Origin of the sequence: Bradyrhizobium genomosp. I (2014) (assembly GCF_000261685.1) — a bacterium.
Lineage (GTDB): Bacteria > Pseudomonadota > Alphaproteobacteria > Rhizobiales > Xanthobacteraceae > Bradyrhizobium.
The window spans coordinates 1-16,190 of record NZ_AJQE01000116.1 but is presented as its reverse complement, the minus strand read 5'-3'; the positions used below and the strand labels follow the sequence as shown (position 1 = coordinate 16,190).

Below are 16,190 nucleotides of genomic sequence, written 5' to 3'. Positions count from 1 at the left end.
GGTTCGCGGGCTTTGCCCGCGCCCCGGAATGACGGGGAATGCCTGATGATCCTTCCCGCGCTGTTCTTCTATCTCTTCGCCGGCATCTGCGTCGCCTCGGCCGTGATGGTGATTGTCTCGCGCAATCCCGTGCACTCCGTGCTGTACCTGATCCTGGCCTTCGTCAACGCCTCCGGCCTGTTCGTGCTGATGGGTGCCGAGTTCCTCGGCATGATGCTGATCGTCGTCTATGTCGGCGCGGTTGCGGTGCTGTTCCTGTTCGTGATCATGATGCTCGACGTCGATTTCCTCGAGCTGCGCGAGGGCTTCATCGAGTACCTGCCGGTCGGCCTCGTGATCGGCGGCATCTTCCTGTTCGAGCTGCTGCTCACCGTCGGCTTCTGGGTCATCAATCCCGGCGTGTCCAAGACGATCACGGCGGCGATCCCGACCAACGTCTCGAACACCGAGGCGCTCGGCCTCGTGCTCTATACGAAGTACATCCACTACTTCCAGCTCGCCGGCATGGTGCTGCTGGTCGCGATGATCGGTGCGATCGTGCTGACGCTGCGACACAAGGCGAAGGTCAAGCGGCAGGACATCAACGTTCAGAACGCACGCACGCCAGAGATGGCGATGGCGATGCGCAAGGTGGCGCCGGGGCAGGGGCTCTCGGACGCCGATGCGGCGGAGTGGGTGAAATGACGATCGGGCTCGGACATTATCTGGCGGTCGGCGCGATCTTGTTCACGCTCGGCATCCTCGGCATCTTCCTGAACCGCAAGAACATCATCGTCATCCTGATGTCGATCGAGCTGATCCTGCTCTCGGTCAACATCAACCTCGTGGCGTTCTCGACCTTCCTCGGCGACATCGTCGGCCAGGTCTTCGCGCTGTTGGTGCTCACCGTCGCGGCCGCCGAAGCCGCGATCGGTCTCGCCATCCTGGTGGTCTATTTCCGCAACCGCGGCTCGATCGCGGTTGAGGACGTCAATCTGATGAAGGGCTGAGCTCGGTCATGGTTCAGGCGATTGTCTTTCTGCCTCTGCTGGGCGCCATCCTCGCCGGCCTGATTGCGCTGGCCGGTGCGCATGCCCGCAACCCCTCGGGCGACGAGGTCGAGCATCACGGCGACCACGGCCATGGTGCGCATGCGCATGCGTCCGATACGATCAGCGAGGATGCGTCCGTCATCCACGTGACCCATCACGAGCCCGGCGATGGGCACGACGATCACGCTCACGGCCCGGCCGAGCCGCCCGCGGCAGGCTCGCGCGCGGCGGAGTTGATCACCACGGCGCTGCTGTTCGTCTCGGCCGCGCTGTCCTGGATGACGCTGGTCGATGTCGGCTTCATGCACCATGACGCCCGCATCCAGCTTCTGCCCTGGATCTTCTCCGGCGACCTCCAGGTCTGGTGGACGCTGCGAGTCGACACGCTCACCGCCGTGATGCTGGTGGTTGTCACGACCGTATCCTCGCTCGTGCACCTCTATTCGATCGGCTACATGGACGAGGATCCGAACCGGCCGCGTTTCTTCGGCTATCTCAGCTTGTTCACCTTCGCCATGCTGATGCTGGTGACCGCGGACAACCTCGTGCAGCTGTTCTTCGGCTGGGAGGGCGTGGGTCTCGCCAGCTATCTGCTGATCGGCTTCTGGTACCAGAAGCCGTCGGCGAACGCCGCCGCCATCAAGGCCTTCGTGGTCAACCGCGTCGGCGATTTCGGCTTCGCGCTCGGTATCTTCGCGATCTTCATGCTTGTCGGTTCGACCGACTTCGAGACGATCTTCCATGCCGCGCCCAGCCTCACCGGCAAGACCGTCAACTTCCTCGGCTGGCACGCCGACGCGCTGACCCTGACTTGCCTGCTGCTGTTCATGGGCGCGATGGGCAAGTCGGCGCAGTTCCTGCTGCACACCTGGCTGCCCGACGCGATGGAAGGCCCGACCCCGGTCTCGGCGCTGATCCATGCCGCGACCATGGTCACCGCCGGCGTCTTCATGGTGGCGCGCCTGTCGCCGCTGTTCGAGCTCGCCCCGAACGCGCAGGCCGTGGTGATGTTCTTCGGCGCGACCACGGCGTTCTTCGCGGCCACGATCGGTCTCGTCCAGAACGACATCAAGCGCATCGTCGCGTACTCGACCTGTTCGCAGCTCGGCTACATGTTCGTGGCGATGGGAGCAGGGGCCTATTCGGTCGGCATGTTCCACCTGTTCACGCACGCCTTCTTCAAGGCGCTGCTGTTCCTGGGCTCCGGCTCGGTGATCTACGCGATGCACCACGAGCAGGACATCCGCAACATGGGTGGTCTCTGGAGGAAGATCCCGTACACCTATGCGGTTATGGTGGTCGGCACGCTGGCGCTCACCGGCTTCCCGCTCACCGCCGGCTATTTCTCCAAGGACGCGATCATCGAGTCCGCCTACGCCTCGCACAATCCGTTTGCGATGTACGGCTTCCTGATGACGGTCGTCGCCGCCGGCCTGACCTCGTTCTACTCCTGGCGCCTGATCTTCAAGACCTTCCACGGCGAGCCGCATGACGAGCATCACTACGAAGCTGCGCATGAGGCCCCGGTCTGGATCCTGATCCCGATCGGCGTGCTCGCGGTCGGCTCGTTCGTCGCAGGCCTCCCGTTCAAGGAGCTGTTCGCCGGTCACGGCATCGAGGAGTTCTTCCGCGAGTCCGTGAAGATGAACCCGCACATCATCGAGGAGATGCACCACATCCCCGAGACCATCGCCTTCCTGCCGACGGTCATGATGGTGCTGGGCTTCCTGGTGTCGTACCTGTTCTACATCCGCCGGCCCTATCTGCCGGTCGAGTTCGCGAAGACGCAGCCGATGCTGTACCAGTTCCTGCTCAACAAATGGTACTTCGACGAGCTCTACGACGTCATCTTCGTCCGTCCGGCGAAGTGGATCGGCTACCAGCTCTGGAAGAAGGGCGACGGCTTCATCATCGACGGCTTCGGCCCCGACGGCGTCTCGGCCCGCGTGCTGGACGTCACCCGCAACGTCGTGAAGATCCAGACCGGCTATCTCTATCACTACGCGTTCGCCATGCTGATCGGCGCCGCCGGCCTGATCACCTGGTTCATGTTCGGCTTTGGAGGCCAGTAAATGACAACCTGGCCCATTCTCTCGGTCACGACGTTCCTGCCGCTGGTCGGCGCGCTGATCGTCTATCTCAGCCGCGGCGATGATGAGGCGGCGCGGCGCAACTCGCGCTGGATCGCGCTCTGGACCACGCTGATCACCTTCGCGGTGTCGGTGATCCTGGTCATGCGCTTCGACCCGTCCAACCCCGACTTCCAGTTTGTCGAGAAGGCGAACTGGCTTGCCACCGGGATTACCTACCACATGGGCGTCGACGGCATCTCGCTGCCGCTCGTGATCCTCACCACCGCCGTGATGCCGTTCTGCATCATCGCGAGCTGGAAGGCGATCACCAGCCGCGTCCGCGAATACATGATGGCGTTCCTGATCCTGGAAACGCTGATGATCGGCACCTTCTCGGCGCTCGATCTCGTGCTGTTCTATCTGTTCTTCGAGGGCGGCCTGATCCCGATGTTCCTGATCATCGGCGTCTGGGGCGGGCCGCGGCGGGTCTATGCGTCGTTCAAGTTCTTCCTCTACACGCTGCTCGGCTCGGTCCTGATGCTGCTCGCCATCATGGCGCTGTACTGGAACGGCGGCACCACCGACATCCCGACCCTGATGCACACCGCCGTGCCGCGGTCCCTGCAGACCTGGGCGTGGCTTGCCTTCTTCGCCTCGTTTGCGGTGAAGATGCCGATGTGGCCGGTGCACACCTGGCTCCCCGACGCGCATGTCGAGGCGCCGACAGCGGGCTCGGTGGTCCTGGCCGCGATCCTCCTGAAGATGGGCGGCTACGGCTTCCTGCGCTTCTCGCTGCCGATGTTCCCGTTGGCCTCGCACGACTTCGCGCCGCTGATCTTCACGCTCTCGGCCATCGCCATCATCTACACCTCGCTGGTGGCCCTGATGCAGGAGGACATGAAGAAGCTGATCGCGTACTCGTCAGTGGCGCATATGGGCTTCGTCACCATGGGCATCTTCGCCGGCACCATGCAGGGCGTCGCCGGCGGCGTGTTCCAGATGATCTCGCACGGCATCGTCTCCGGCGCGCTCTTCCTCTGCGTCGGCGTCGTCTACGACCGCCTGCACACCCGCGAGATCGCGGCCTATGGCGGCCTCGTCAACCGGATGCCGCTCTACGCGATGACATTCATGGTCTTCACCATGGCCAATGTGGGCCTGCCCGGAACGAGCGGCTTCGTCGGCGAGTTCATGACGCTGCTCGGCACTTTCAAGGTCTCGATCCCGACCGCGTTCTTCGCCAGCTTCGGCGTGATCCTGTCGGCGGCCTATGCGCTGTGGCTCTACCGCAAGGTGGTGTTCGGGGCCCTGGTCAAGCCGTCGCTGATGAGCATGAAGGATCTCACCTTGCGGGAGTGCGTGATCCTGTTCCCGATGATCGCGCTGACGATCCTGTTCGGCGTCTATCCGAAGCCGGTGCTCGACATGTCGGCCGCGTCGGTCCAGCAACTCGTCAACAACTACAACACCGCTGTGACGGCCGTGAAGGCCGCCGCACTGCTCCAGTGATCGGGCAGGTCAGGATATCGCCATGAGCTTTGAGACTGCAGGTTATCAACTGGCGCCGGTGCTGCCCGAACTCGTGCTCGCGGTCGGCGCGATGGCGCTTCTGATGCTGGGAGCCTATCGCGGGCAGGGGACGACCAGGACGGTCACGTTGCTGGCGGTGGTGCTCCTGATCGTGGTCGGCGCGCTCGTCTACATGCAGCCCGCAGGCAAGCAGGCGACCTTCGGCGGCAGCTTCATCGTCGACGACTTCGCCCGCTTCATGAAGATCCTGGCCCTGATCGGCTCGGCGGTGACGCTGATCCTGTCGACCGAGTTCCTGTCCGACCCGTCGCGCCGCATCTTCGAATATTCGATCCTGGTGCTGCTCTCGACGCTCGGCATGATGGTGCTGATCTCGGCCGGCGATCTGATCTCGCTCTATCTCGGCCTCGAACTGATGTCGCTGGCGCTCTACGTCGTGGCGGCCTCGAACCGCGACAACGCGAAGTCGACCGAAGCCGGCCTGAAGTATTTTGTCCTGGGCGCGCTGTCCTCGGGCATGCTGCTGTACGGCGCCTCGCTGATCTACGGCTTCACCGGTACGGTCAGCTTCACCGGGATCGCCGCAGCCGCCACGGTCTCGAATGTCGGCCTGGTCTTCGGCCTCGTCTTCCTGCTCGTCGGCCTCTGCTTCAAGGTCTCGGCCGTGCCGTTCCACATGTGGACGCCCGACGTCTATGAGGGCGCCCCGACCCCGGTCACCGCGTTCTTCGCCTCGGCGCCAAAGGTGGCCGCGCTCGCCGTTTTCACCCGTGTGACGCTGACCGCATTCCCCGGCATCCTTTCGCAATGGCAGCAGATCCTCGTGTTCGTGTCGATCGCTTCGATGGCGCTCGGCTCCTTCGCCGCGATCGGCCAGACCAATATCAAGCGGCTGATGGCCTATTCGTCGATCGGCCACATGGGCTTCGCGCTGGTCGGCCTTGCCTCCGGCACGGTCGAGGGCGCACAGGGCGTGCTGATGTACATCGTGATCTATGTCGCGATGACGCTCGGCTCGTTCTCGATCATCCTCGCCATGAAGCGCAACGGCCAGGCCGTTGAGCAGATCAGCGATTTCGCCGGACTGTCGCGGACTAATCCGTTGCTCGCCTTCATGTTCGCGATGCTGCTGTTCTCGCTCGCCGGCATTCCGCCGCTGGCCGGCTTCTTCGCCAAATGGTACGTCTTCGTCGCCGCGATCAAGGCGAACCTGTTCACGCTCGCGGTCATCGGCGTGCTGACCAGCGTGGTCGGCGCCTATTACTACCTCGCCATCGTCAAGACGATGTACTTCGACGAGCCGGCCGGCCAGGTCGATCCGGTGCGCATCGAAGTGCGGACGGTGCTGGCGGTCGCAGGCCTGTTCAACATCCTGTTCGCGCTGTTCGCAGGCCCGGTGGTGAGCGTCGCCTCCGCCGCGGCAAAGTCGCTGTTCTAGGATGGCTTTCGCGCTCGGTCCTCGCGCATTGTCCGCGGGCTACAAGCTCGCGGCGTTCGAACGGACCGGCTCGACCAACACCGAGGCGATCGAGCGCGCCAGGGCCGGCGAACGTGGCCCGATGTGGTTCGTCACATCCGAGCAGACCGCCGGCCGCGGCCGCCGTCAGCGCGCCTGGATTGCGCCGCGCGGCAATCTCGCCGCCAGCATCCTCGAGGTCATGGACGTCGCCCCGGCCGTAGCCGCCACGCTCGGCTTTGCCGCCGGGCTGGCGGAGGAGGCGGCGCTGGAGAAGGCGAGCCTCGAGGCTGCGCTCCGCCTCGGCGAGGGCCGGCCCCGCTACGCCCTGAAATGGCCGAATGATGTGCTCGCTGGCGGCAAGAAGCTGGTCGGCATCGGCCTCGAGGCCGAGGCCGTCGGCAACGGTCTCGCCGTCGTCGTCGGCATGGGCACCAATGTGGTCGCAGCACCCGAGGGCACCCCGACGCCCGCGGTGTCGCTGGCCGCGCTCGGGGTCCAGATCAGCGCCGAGGAGCTGTTCTCGGCCCTCTCCGATGCCTGGATCGAGTTCCGTGGCATTTGGGACAATGGCCGCGGCTTTGCCGAGATCCGGAAGCTCTGGCTCGAGCGTGCCGCCGGCCTCGGCGAGCGGGTTGCGATCAACACGGGAACCATGACGCTGGAAGGCATCTTTGACACCATCGACGATACCGGCTGCCTGATCGTCCGCACTGCCGAGGACCGCCTTGTGCCGGTGGCCGCCGGCGAGGTGTTCTTTGGCCCCGTTGCCTCCGTGGGAGCTGCGTGATGGCAAGGCCCGACGAACTGGTGTTTGCGCCGCTCGGCGGCGTCGGCGAGATCGGCATGAACCTGTCGATCTACGGCCTCGGCAACCGCCACCAGCGTGCCTGGCTGGCGGTCGATCTCGGCGTCTCCTTCGGCGACGAGGAGCATCTGCCGGGCATCGACCTGATCATGCCCGACATCAGCTTCCTGGAGAAGGAACGCAAGAACCTGATGGGCCTGGTGCTGACCCACGCCCATGAGGACCATTTCGGCGCCATCATCGATCTCTGGCCCAGGCTGAAATGCCCGATCTATGCGACCAAGTTCAGCGCGGCGTTGTTCGAGGCCAAATGCGCCGCCGAGCGCAATGCGCCTGATATCCCTGTTACCGTGATCCCGTCCGGCGGTCGCGTCGATATCGGCCCGTTCAACGTCGAGTTCATCCCTGTCGCGCATTCGATTCCGGAAGCGCACGCGCTGGCGATCCACACTGAGGCCGGCACGGTGCTGCACACCGGCGACTGGAAGATCGATCCGACCCCGACCCTGGGGGCTCCGACCGACGAGAAGCGGCTGCGCGAATTGGGCGAGCAGGGCGTGCTCGCCTTGATCGGCGATTCCACCAACGCCGTGCGCGACGGCCGCTCGCCGTCGGAAGCGGAGGTCGCCCGGACCATCATCGACCTCGTCAAGTCGGCCAAGGGCCGCGTCGCCGTCACGACCTTCGCCTCCAACGTCGCCCGGATCAAGGCCGTCGCCGACGCGGCGAAGGCCGCCGACCGCGAGGTCGTCGTGGTCGGCCGCGCCATGGAGCGCGTGGTGCAGGTGGCGCGCGAGACCGGCTATCTCGAGGGCGTGCAGAATTTCCGTTCACCCGAGGTCTACGGTCACCTTCCGCCGGACAAGGTGCTGGCGCTGTGCACCGGCAGCCAGGGCGAGCCGCGTGCGGCGCTGGCGCGCATCGCCAACGACGACCATCCCGAGATCACGCTCAACCGCGGCGACAGCGTCATCTTCTCCTCGCGCACCATTCCAGGCAACGAGAAGGCCGTCAGCTCGATCGTCAACAATCTGCTGCTCCAGGGCGTCGAGATCATCACTGACCGCGACGCTCTGGTTCACGTCTCCGGCCATCCCCGCCGCGACGAGCTGCGCGACCTGATTTCCTGGGTGAAGCCGCAACTCCTGATTCCGGTCCACGGCGAGGCCCTGCACCTGCACGATCACGCAAAACTGGCGCGGGCAGCCGGCGTGCCGCGCGTGCTGGTCTGCCGCAACGGCGACCTCGTCAAGCTCGGCCCCGGCGACCCCGGCATCGTCGGCGAGGTGCCTTCCGGCCGTCTCTACAAGGACGGCACGATTTTGGAGGACTCCAAGTCCCGCGCCGTCGTCGAGCGGCGCCGCATGGCCTTTTCCGGCTGCGCCTTCGTCGCCATTGCCATGACCGAGCAGGGCGAGCTCGCCGACGATCCTGAGGTCGATCTGGTCGGCGTCCCCGAAAAGAACAGGGCGGGCGAGACCTTCGACGACCTGGTCTTCGACGCCGTGATGTCCACGATCGAGGGGCTGCCAAAGGCGCGCCGGCGAGATCCGGACGCGCTGGCCGAGTCGGTGCGACGTGCGGTCCGGGCCGTGATCAACGAACATTGGGGCAAAAAGCCCCCCTGTCTGGTACATGTCCTGACAGTGTAATTGTGTCAGCATCTCCGGGACGGCGGCTCGCCGCTGGCCCGGATCATGCGCCGAGGGAGAAGAACCATGCTGGGTCGCCTCAACCACGTCGCGATCGCGACCAGGGACGCCGTCAAGGCCGCAAAGATTTATGGCGCGGCGTTCGGCGCTCAGATCTCGGAGGCGGTGCCGCTGCCCGAGCACGGCGTCACCACCGTGTTCGCGACACTGCCCAACACCAAGATCGAGTTCATCGAGCCGCTCGGTGAATCGTCTCCCATTGCCAAATTCCTCGAGCGCAATGCCGACGGCGGCATCCACCATGTCTGCTACGAGGTCGTCGACATCATCGCCTCGCGCGACACGCTGGTGAAGGAGGGTGCCCGGGTGCTCGGCGACGGCGTGCCGAAGATCGGCGCCCACGGCAAGCCGGTGCTGTTCCTGCACCCGAAGGACTTTTCCGGCGCGCTGGTCGAGATCGAGCAGGCGTGAGGCCGTCCCATGGCCATTCAAATATCGACCGCGCTTGCGATCTACTTCGTCATCTGGTGGGTGGCGCTGTTCCTGACGCTGCCGTTCGGCGTTCGCAGCCAGCACGAGGATGGCGTCGGCGCACCGGGCACCGACCCCGGCGCACCGATCCTGACGCGGATGGGCCGCAAGCTGATCTGGACCACGATCATCTCGGCGGTGATCTACGGCCTCGGCGTCGCGGCCTATCATGCCGGTTATCTCTCGATCGAGCGCCTGTCGAAATTGATGGGCATGCCGTTCTAGGGGTGTAAGGGACGAAGGATATCAACCAAGCTCGTCATTGCGAGCGCAGCGAAGCAATCCAGAGTCTTACCGCGGAGGGATTCTGGATTGCTTCGCTGCGCTCGCAATGACGACGGAGATAGTTTGTATACTTGGGGGAATACGAATGGCTTTTCAGCGTATCGTGGTCGCGCTTCTGTTGCTGATCGTCGCCGGTCTTGGTGCGATCGGCTATTTCGAATGGAAGATGGCGGTGCAGGCGCGGACGCTGAAGGCGTTCGTCGAGGGCTATGTCTTCAACGAGGCGGTGATGGCCTGCGAGCAGTCCAAGAGCTCGACGCCGTTCAGGTGGAACGGGGGCAAGAGCACCTCTGTGATCGGCCTGAACTCGGTCAAGCTGGACAAATACACCGTCAGCGCCAGCTACACGCTGGTGGCGGACGGCATCTATTGTGACTACGATCCCATCAAAAGAAAGGCCGGGATCGGCTCCGGCTTCCTGGAGCGGGAATAACGATCCGGCCCATGCAAATGGGATGGGATCGTCATGACCGGGGACCGGACAGGGAACTATCGGATTCTGCATGAGGCCGATTTGCGGGACTATCTCGCAGGCCTTCCGGATATTCGTAAGCTGGTTGGCGGCGAGCCCGCGTCCTGGCCGGTCACCGAGGTCGGCGACGGCAATCTCAACCTCGTCTTCATCGTCAAGGGCGCGCGCGGCGGCATCGCCGTGAAGCAGGCGTTGCCCTATGTCCGTCTCGTCGGCGAGAGCTGGCCGCTGCCGCTGTCACGTGCCCATTACGAATATCTCGCGCTGTCCCGGCAGGCCCAACTCGCATCCGGCCTCGTGCCGGCAGTGTTGCATCACGACGACAAGCTGGCGCTGACCGTGATGGAGCTGCTCGAGCCGCACATCATCATGCGCAAGGGTCTGGTTGCGGGCACGCGATATCCGCGCTTCGCCAGCGACGTCACCACGTTCATGGCAAGGACCTTGTTCTTCACCTCCGACCTCGCACTCTCCGCCGCCGAGAAGAAGGAGGGCATCGCGGCCTTTGCCGGCAACCACGCACTGTGCAAGATCACAGAGGATCTGATCTTCACCGACCCGTACCGCATCGCCGAACAGAACCGCTGGACCGCGCCTTATCTCGACGGCTTGGCGGCGGCGTTGCGCGAAGACATGGACCTGCATGTCGCGATCTCCCGTCTCAAGCTGAAGTTCATGGCCAGCCCCGAGGCTCTGCTCCACGGTGACCTCCACACCGGATCGATCATGGTGACGGAGAGCCAGACACGGGTGATCGACCCGGAATTCGCATTCTACGGCCCGATCGGCTTCGACGTCGGCGCGGTGCTGGCCAATCTCCTGATGGCCTATTTCGCCTCCGCCGGCCACGAGCGCGCACCGGGAGAACGGGCGGCATTCGAGGCCTGGGTGCTGGAGACGGTCGAGCAGGTCTGGAACGAGTTCGCCCGCAAATTCCTCGACCTCTGGCGCGGTGGAGCCGCCGGCGACGCCTACCCGGTCGCGCTCTTCGCCGGCGAGCAGGGCGCCGCGCGTCTCGAGGCCGAGCGACAGGCCTACATGCAGCGGCTGTTCACTGATTCGGTCGGCTTCGCCGCCGCCAAGATCATCCGCCGTATCTTCGGCCTCGCCCACAACATTGATTTCGAGCTGATCGAGGATCCGCGGATGCGGGCAACGAGCGAGGCGCGTGCGGTACGGCTGGCGAGGGCGATGATGGTGGAGGCGGGGACATTTCCGGCCGTTGCCGACATCACTGGTGCTGCGCGAAAATTGCGCAACTGGCAGCCGAAGTTGGCTGCAGGCTAAGGCGCGTCCTTTCCGGCGGCCATCCTTCGAGTCGCCCGCCTGCGGCGGGCCTTCGCGATGACGGAACGGGGCGATACCCGGGGCCCGGGCTTCACTTCCTGCGTAACCCTGGAGGCATTAACTCGTCGTTAACCACGTTGGCCGCATCGTTAACCATTCAATAACAGGGAACGAGTCGGCCGCCATGGAGGCTGCAGCAAAAGTCCAACGTCAAATGGTGCGCCTGCGCGGGCGCTCCTATGTGGCTTTCGTGTTCACGCCGACGGTTCCGATTCAGGACTGGCTGCATGAGGTCGACGCCACCATTGCACGCTCGCCGGGCTTTTTTGCCGGGCGGCCCGTGGTGATCGATCTGTCCTCGGTCGATCTCAGCCAGTCCGGGATCGGACATCTGCTCACGAGCCTTCAGGACCGCAACATCCGCGTGCTCGGCATCGAGGGCGTGGAGGAGGGCCGGCTGACCCCCATGATGCCGCCGCTCCTGTCGGGCGGGCGCAGCTGCGTGGTCGAGCCGAGCACGCCGAAGAAGGCCGAAGCGAAGGCCGAGACCAAGCCGACCTCGCTGCTCCTCGAAAACCCCGTGCGCTCGGGCCAGACCGTGATCTTCCCGGAAGGCGACGTCACCATTCTCGGCTCGGTCGGGTCCGGCGCCGAGGTCGTCGCCGGCGGCTCCATCCACGTCTACGGCGCGCTGCGCGGCCGCGCCATGGCAGGCGTGAACGGTCACACCAGCGCGCGCATCTATTGTCAGAAGATCGAGGCTGAACTGCTCGCAATTGACGGGTTTTACCAGACTGCGGACGACATCGACGCCGCCTTGCGCGGCAAGCCGGCGCAGGCCTGGCTGGAGGGAAATACCATGCGAATTACAGCACTGAACTGACCAGCAAAGGAGACATTTCAGATGAGTAAGGTACTGGTCGTGACATCAGGCAAGGGGGGGGTCGGCAAGACCACGACGACCGCCGCGCTGGGAGCGGCGCTCGCGCAGCGCGGCGACAAGGTCGTCGTCGTCGACTTCGACGTCGGCTTGCGCAACCTCGACCTCGTGATGGGCGCCGAACGCCGCGTCGTGTTCGACCTCATCAACGTGGTGCAGGGCGTCGCCAAGCTGCCGCAGGCGCTGATCCGCGACAAGCGGCTGGAGAACCTCTGGCTGCTGCCGGCCTCGCAGACCCGCGACAAGGACGCGCTGACGGAGGAGGGCGTCGGCAAGGTCATCGCCGATCTGCGCAGCCGCTTCGACTGGGTGATCTGCGACAGCCCGGCCGGCATCGAACGCGGCGCCTCCATGGCGATGCGTTTCGCCGACGAGGCCGTGATCGTCACCAATCCGGAGGTCTCCTCGGTGCGCGATTCCGATCGCATCATCGGCATGCTCGATTCCAAGACGGTGCGCGCCGAGAAGGGGGAGCGCGTCGAGAAGCACATCCTCATCACGCGCTACGATCCCTCTCGCGCCGCGCGCGGCGAGATGCTGACCATCGACGACATCCTCGAGATCCTGGCGACGCCCTTGCTCGGCATCATCCCGGAGAGCCAGGACGTGCTGAAGGCCTCCAACGTCGGAACGCCCGTGACGCTGTCGAATGCGGACGGCGCGCCGGCGCGGGCCTATATAGACGCGGCCAAGCGCCTCTGCGGCGAGAACGTAACGATGCATGTTCCTGCCGAGCGGAGGGGTCTGATGGATCGTCTGCTGCGACGGAGGGCTGCATGAGCATGGGCCTGCTTCGACTTCTCCGCGGCAAGAAGGCCTCGGCACCCGTCGCTCGCGAACGGCTGCAGATCCTGCTTGCCCATGAACGCGGAATGCGCGGCCAGCCAGATCTGCTCGGTGTGCTGCGTGAGGAAATTCTCGCCGTCGTGTCCAAGCACGTGACGCTGGACCCGACCAAGGTCATCGTCCGGCTCGAGCGCGGCGACGAGGTTTCGACTCTGGAGGTCGACATCGAGGTGCCCAACGATTTCGAGCGCAAAAAGGTGGCGGTCGCGTAGGGAGCCGCGGCCGACGACCGCCAGGTTTGGGGTGGGTGAAAGGCGGTCCGCTGGCAACAGCGGGCCGCCTTTGTCCTGAGGCTCACATCAATGGGACGGAACGAGTTCCGGGCCCCAATCGTTGTGAGAGACCCGCGGTGGCAGTCGCGCGCGCTGCACCGCAGTTCCCTCGAGCGGGAGACTGCCCATGATGTCCGAGGTCCAGGTTCATACCGTTGCCCGCCAGATGCTGGAACGGCACGGTTTTGCTGCGATCGCGAAGGCCGCCGAGCAGGCCCAGGCCTGCGAGAGCCGTGGCGAGGCCGACGAGGCCACGGAGTGGCGTCACATCGCCGACGCCATGAAGATCATGCGCGGGCCGCATCAGAGCTGACATTCGTCAGGGCGAGCCTCTTCAGCGCTCCTCGCGATCAGCGCCTTGCGGCGAGGTCCGGTGCTGTGTCTGCGGCTGCTCGCGCCCGCTTGTTTCCTTGCAGGGGAGTTGTTCCCACGAGCCGTCCGGTGCCTGCTGATAGGCACTGCAAGACGACGAAGTGGTTCTTTCCTCACCTTTCTGGGCGTCGGCATTCCTCGCCAGCACGGGCGCCGTCAGCACCGTGGCGGCCGCGATCGCGCCGGCGAAGACGAAATGGATACTCCGCATCAGGGTCTCCTGTTCGAATTCGAAGAGGTCGCATGCTTTCGAGAATTGTGACCATTTTGGGCCGGAGCAGAGGTTCCGTCGCGGCGTGCTTAACGTGGCGAAGGCGCGCCCGCTAGCCGCCCTTGCTGCGGATCAGGCCGGCGAGGTTGGTCTTCTGGACTTCGCACCAGCTGGACATGCCGAGGCGGCGTTGGTCCATGTCGGTGGCCTGGGTCGCGACCGCGACCTCGGCCATCAGATCGTCGTCCTGCTTCTCGCCCATCTTGCCGCCGGTGTGCATCCAGGCGATCGCCTTGCGCACCTTCTCGGTGGTGCCGTCGGGCAGGTGCATCTGCTGGGCCTTCTGCACGAGGTCCTGATAGACGAGGTCCGTGTTGGGACACTCGACCTTGGCGGCGAAGGCCTGCAAGACCATCGTCACATAGATCGACCGCGGCGGCGCGTCGGCCGCCTGTGCCGGCGCGGCCAACAGCAACAGGCCCGTCATCAGAAAACCGGTGCGCATCCCTGGAACCTCCTCCGTTTTTTGAGAGGCTAGCGCCCGGCGTGCCGCTCCGCAATGGTGCGCGGCACAATTGTCGTCCGTCCGGGCGGTGAGCTAACCTGGTGCTCCCCAGCCTCGGAGCGCGACATGAGCCTGTTCAGCACGCCGTTCGATACCGCACGCGACACCGCGCTCGTCACCGGCGCGGGCAATGGCATCGGCCGCGCGATCGCGCTAGGCTTGGTCGGCGAGGGCGTCCGCACCATGTTCGCGGATGTGAGCGCGGAGCGGGTGCGTGCCGCGATCAGCGCGAGCGAAAAGCCCGGTCTGGCCGCGCCCTGGGTCGGAGATCTCGCCAGGCCCGAGGCCTGCGACGAACTGCTGGCCGCCGCACAGGCAGCGCTGGGCGAGGTCACGCATTTCGTCCACAGCGCATCGCCGCCACGGCGCGAGGCCGATCATGCCCTCGCGGTCGATCGCAGGACGTGGCAGGAGATGCATGCGGTCAATCTCGATGCCGGCTTTCACCTGGCGCGCGAACTCGCAAGACGGCTGATCGCGGCGAAGCGGCCGGGCTCGTTCCTGTTTCTCACCTCGCTGCATGCTGGCACCCCGCGCAACCTGTTGCACTATTCGACGGCAAAGGCGGCAATGGCGATGCTGGTGAAGGAGCTCGCGAAGACGTTGGGGCGTTACGACATCCGCGTCAACGCGCTGGTGCCCGGCGCAATCGCCGCCGGTGGCTTCGTTGCCGATCCGGCGCTGGCGCGGCACGTTCCGCTCGGGCGTCTCGGCCAGGCCAAGGACCTCGCACCGATGGCGCTCACCGTATTGTCGAACAAGCTCTCCGCTTACGTCACCGGCGCAGCCTTCGTCGTTGACGGGGGATTGTCGCTGACGAACTGGTTCGAGCCGCCGACGCTGGACTAGCTCAGCGCTGCCAGGCCGGCACCGGATCGAGCGGCGTGCGATAGAGCTCGTTGTGATCGCGATCGGTGACGCGCACCGCGCAGCCCTTCTGCTGCAGCTCCGGCTTCACCTGCGACAGCTCGCATGCCAATTGATCGGCGCGGTCGGAGGCAACCTCGATGTCCTCGAGGATGATTCCTCCCTGGTTCTTGAACTCTTCACCAACCACAAGATCGAAATAGTAGTAGGGCATTCGAATTCCCCGATGTGACGATCCGAGTTTCAGTGCAAGTCTCAACAGATGTCAGATGATATCACGAGTCGATATCCAGCGAATGAACAGGCGGCGCAATCTCTGTGCTCATGGCGCAGAAATGATGTGCAGCATGCGAGGTCGTTAAGAATTTATTAAATATGCCGGCGCGATCATAAGGCATCGAATGGCGGCAGAACCGGGCTCCGGGAACCGGCAGCTGCAAGAGAAGGCCGGCGGCATAGATCCCGACGGCCTTTTCTCTTGATCGCGGACGATCGCAGCAGCGATCTCCGTAATTGCCCGGACTCAACGCATCACATCGACTCGGACAGCGTGCGCGCTGTCACAGCCACGCTGTGCTGCTGTCGCCCGGTGTTTGCCCTAACGCAGCGGCATTGGTGGACGCACGACGGGCCCATCGTCATCGGCAACGGCCTGTGTCGTTGCAACCGGCGCAGCTGGTGGCGGGGCCGCGGCGGACTGCGACGGCGGAGGCGCAAGCGGCGCAGGCGCATGGGCCGGCATGTAAGTGTGCGACACGGCCGGCTTCGGCCTGCGAACCGGCGGCTTCGGCGGAAGCGCAGAGGCACGCGCGCGGGGATCGGCGGGCGGCCTCACTTCAGCTGCCGGCTTCGGTGCCGGCGGCTTCGCCATCTCGCGCGCCATCTGCTCCTGCCCGGCCTTCAGCTCGGCGATGTTGGCCTTGAGCTGCTCGATCTGCTGCGCCATCGCGGCGAGATCGCGCGTCATCGATTGTACCGACTGCGTTGCGTCGA

General features: G+C 64.9%; 19 protein-coding genes and 1 pseudogene. 16 read left to right on the top strand and 4 right to left on the bottom strand.

Annotation, left to right across the window (positions count from 1 at the left end):
- Positions 1 to 45 precede the first annotated feature (45 nt).
- The 15 genes from IC50_RS11085 to IC50_RS11015 all read left to right on the top strand — a co-directional run bounded on the left by IC50_RS11085 (position 46) and on the right by IC50_RS11015 (position 13,495).
- Positions 46 to 684 (top strand): NADH-quinone oxidoreductase subunit J, encoded by a 639-nt coding sequence (locus IC50_RS11085; protein WP_035703988.1) that lies wholly within the window; start codon positions 46 to 48, stop codon positions 682 to 684.
- Positions 681 to 989, top strand: coding sequence for an NADH-quinone oxidoreductase subunit NuoK (gene nuoK / locus IC50_RS11080; protein ID WP_008547737.1), 309 nt, complete (start codon positions 681 to 683; stop codon positions 987 to 989). Before IC50_RS11085 ends, nuoK begins: the two co-directional genes overlap by 4 nt.
- Positions 990 to 997: 8 nt before the next feature.
- Positions 998 to 3,103 (top strand): NADH-quinone oxidoreductase subunit L, encoded by a 2,106-nt coding sequence (nuoL, locus tag IC50_RS11075; RefSeq protein WP_035703986.1) that lies wholly within the window; start codon positions 998 to 1,000, stop codon positions 3,101 to 3,103.
- Complete coding sequence (locus IC50_RS11070; RefSeq protein ID WP_035703985.1) at positions 3,104 to 4,612, top strand: NADH-quinone oxidoreductase subunit M; 1,509 nt, start codon at positions 3,104 to 3,106, stop codon at positions 4,610 to 4,612. It begins immediately after the preceding gene.
- Between the two features lie 22 nt (positions 4,613 to 4,634).
- A complete protein-coding gene (gene nuoN, locus IC50_RS11065) occupies positions 4,635 to 6,071 on the top strand; it encodes an NADH-quinone oxidoreductase subunit NuoN (protein WP_035703984.1) in 1,437 nt (478 codons plus the stop codon).
- A 1-nt stretch (position 6,072) separates the two neighbouring features.
- Positions 6,073 to 6,879 (top strand): biotin--[acetyl-CoA-carboxylase] ligase, encoded by an 807-nt coding sequence (locus IC50_RS11060; protein ID WP_035703982.1) that lies wholly within the window; start codon positions 6,073 to 6,075, stop codon positions 6,877 to 6,879.
- On the top strand, positions 6,879 to 8,549 hold the full coding sequence (locus IC50_RS11055) for a ribonuclease J (RefSeq protein ID WP_035703980.1): 1,671 nt from the start codon (positions 6,879 to 6,881) through the stop codon (positions 8,547 to 8,549). The genes IC50_RS11060 and IC50_RS11055 overlap by 1 nt, the downstream gene beginning before the upstream one ends.
- 66 nt (positions 8,550 to 8,615) lie before the next feature.
- Positions 8,616 to 9,020 (top strand): methylmalonyl-CoA epimerase, encoded by a 405-nt coding sequence (mce, locus tag IC50_RS11050; protein WP_035703977.1) that lies wholly within the window; start codon positions 8,616 to 8,618, stop codon positions 9,018 to 9,020.
- A 9-nt stretch (positions 9,021 to 9,029) separates the two neighbouring features.
- A complete protein-coding gene (locus IC50_RS11045; RefSeq protein WP_035703975.1) occupies positions 9,030 to 9,305 on the top strand; it encodes a DUF1467 family protein in 276 nt (91 codons plus the stop codon).
- A gap of 145 nt (positions 9,306 to 9,450) precedes the next feature.
- Entirely contained in the window at positions 9,451 to 9,798 is a 348-nt protein-coding gene (locus IC50_RS11040) for a hypothetical protein (RefSeq protein WP_035703972.1), read from the top strand.
- A gap of 33 nt (positions 9,799 to 9,831) precedes the next feature.
- Positions 9,832 to 11,124, top strand: coding sequence for an S-methyl-5-thioribose kinase (gene mtnK / locus IC50_RS11035; RefSeq protein WP_035703970.1), 1,293 nt, complete (start codon positions 9,832 to 9,834; stop codon positions 11,122 to 11,124).
- Between the two features lie 184 nt (positions 11,125 to 11,308).
- Entirely contained in the window at positions 11,309 to 12,007 is a 699-nt protein-coding gene (gene minC, locus IC50_RS11030) for a septum site-determining protein MinC (protein WP_035703967.1), read from the top strand.
- A gap of 21 nt (positions 12,008 to 12,028) precedes the next feature.
- Positions 12,029 to 12,844 carry a septum site-determining protein MinD gene (minD, locus tag IC50_RS11025; protein ID WP_035703965.1) on the top strand — a complete coding sequence of 272 codons (816 nt, stop codon included), beginning with the start codon at positions 12,029 to 12,031 and terminating at the stop codon, positions 12,842 to 12,844.
- Positions 12,841 to 13,122: a cell division topological specificity factor MinE gene (gene minE, locus IC50_RS11020; protein ID WP_035703963.1), complete on the top strand. Its 282-nt coding sequence runs from the start codon at positions 12,841 to 12,843 to the stop codon at positions 13,120 to 13,122. Before minD ends, minE begins: the two co-directional genes overlap by 4 nt.
- A 187-nt stretch (positions 13,123 to 13,309) precedes the next feature.
- On the top strand, positions 13,310 to 13,495 hold the full coding sequence (locus tag IC50_RS11015) for a hypothetical protein (RefSeq protein WP_035703960.1): 186 nt from the start codon (positions 13,310 to 13,312) through the stop codon (positions 13,493 to 13,495).
- A 21-nt stretch (positions 13,496 to 13,516) separates the two neighbouring features.
- Here IC50_RS11015 and IC50_RS11010 read toward each other — a convergent pair whose 3' ends face one another.
- Both IC50_RS11010 and IC50_RS11005 read right to left on the bottom strand, forming a co-directional pair.
- Positions 13,517 to 13,765: a hypothetical protein gene (locus tag IC50_RS11010; RefSeq protein ID WP_035703959.1), complete on the bottom strand. Its 249-nt coding sequence runs from the start codon at positions 13,763 to 13,765 to the stop codon at positions 13,517 to 13,519.
- Positions 13,766 to 13,877: 112 nt separating this feature from the next.
- A complete protein-coding gene (locus IC50_RS11005) occupies positions 13,878 to 14,270 on the bottom strand; it encodes a hypothetical protein (protein ID WP_035703957.1) in 393 nt (130 codons plus the stop codon).
- 126 nt (positions 14,271 to 14,396) lie between these two features.
- On the opposite strand from IC50_RS11005, the gene IC50_RS11000 reads away from it, so the two are divergent.
- Positions 14,397 to 15,179: an SDR family NAD(P)-dependent oxidoreductase gene (locus tag IC50_RS11000; protein ID WP_035703954.1), complete on the top strand. Its 783-nt coding sequence runs from the start codon at positions 14,397 to 14,399 to the stop codon at positions 15,177 to 15,179.
- A 1-nt stretch (position 15,180) separates the two neighbouring features.
- Here the strand turns inward: IC50_RS11000 and IC50_RS10995 are convergent, their stop codons facing one another.
- Both IC50_RS10995 and IC50_RS10990 read right to left on the bottom strand, forming a co-directional pair.
- Positions 15,181 to 15,411, bottom strand: a complete 231-nt coding sequence (locus IC50_RS10995; protein WP_025035960.1) for a DUF6894 family protein — start codon at positions 15,409 to 15,411, stop codon at positions 15,181 to 15,183.
- Between the two features lie 384 nt (positions 15,412 to 15,795).
- Positions 15,796 to 16,190: pseudogene (locus IC50_RS10990) on the bottom strand (hypothetical protein); the annotation flags it as partial.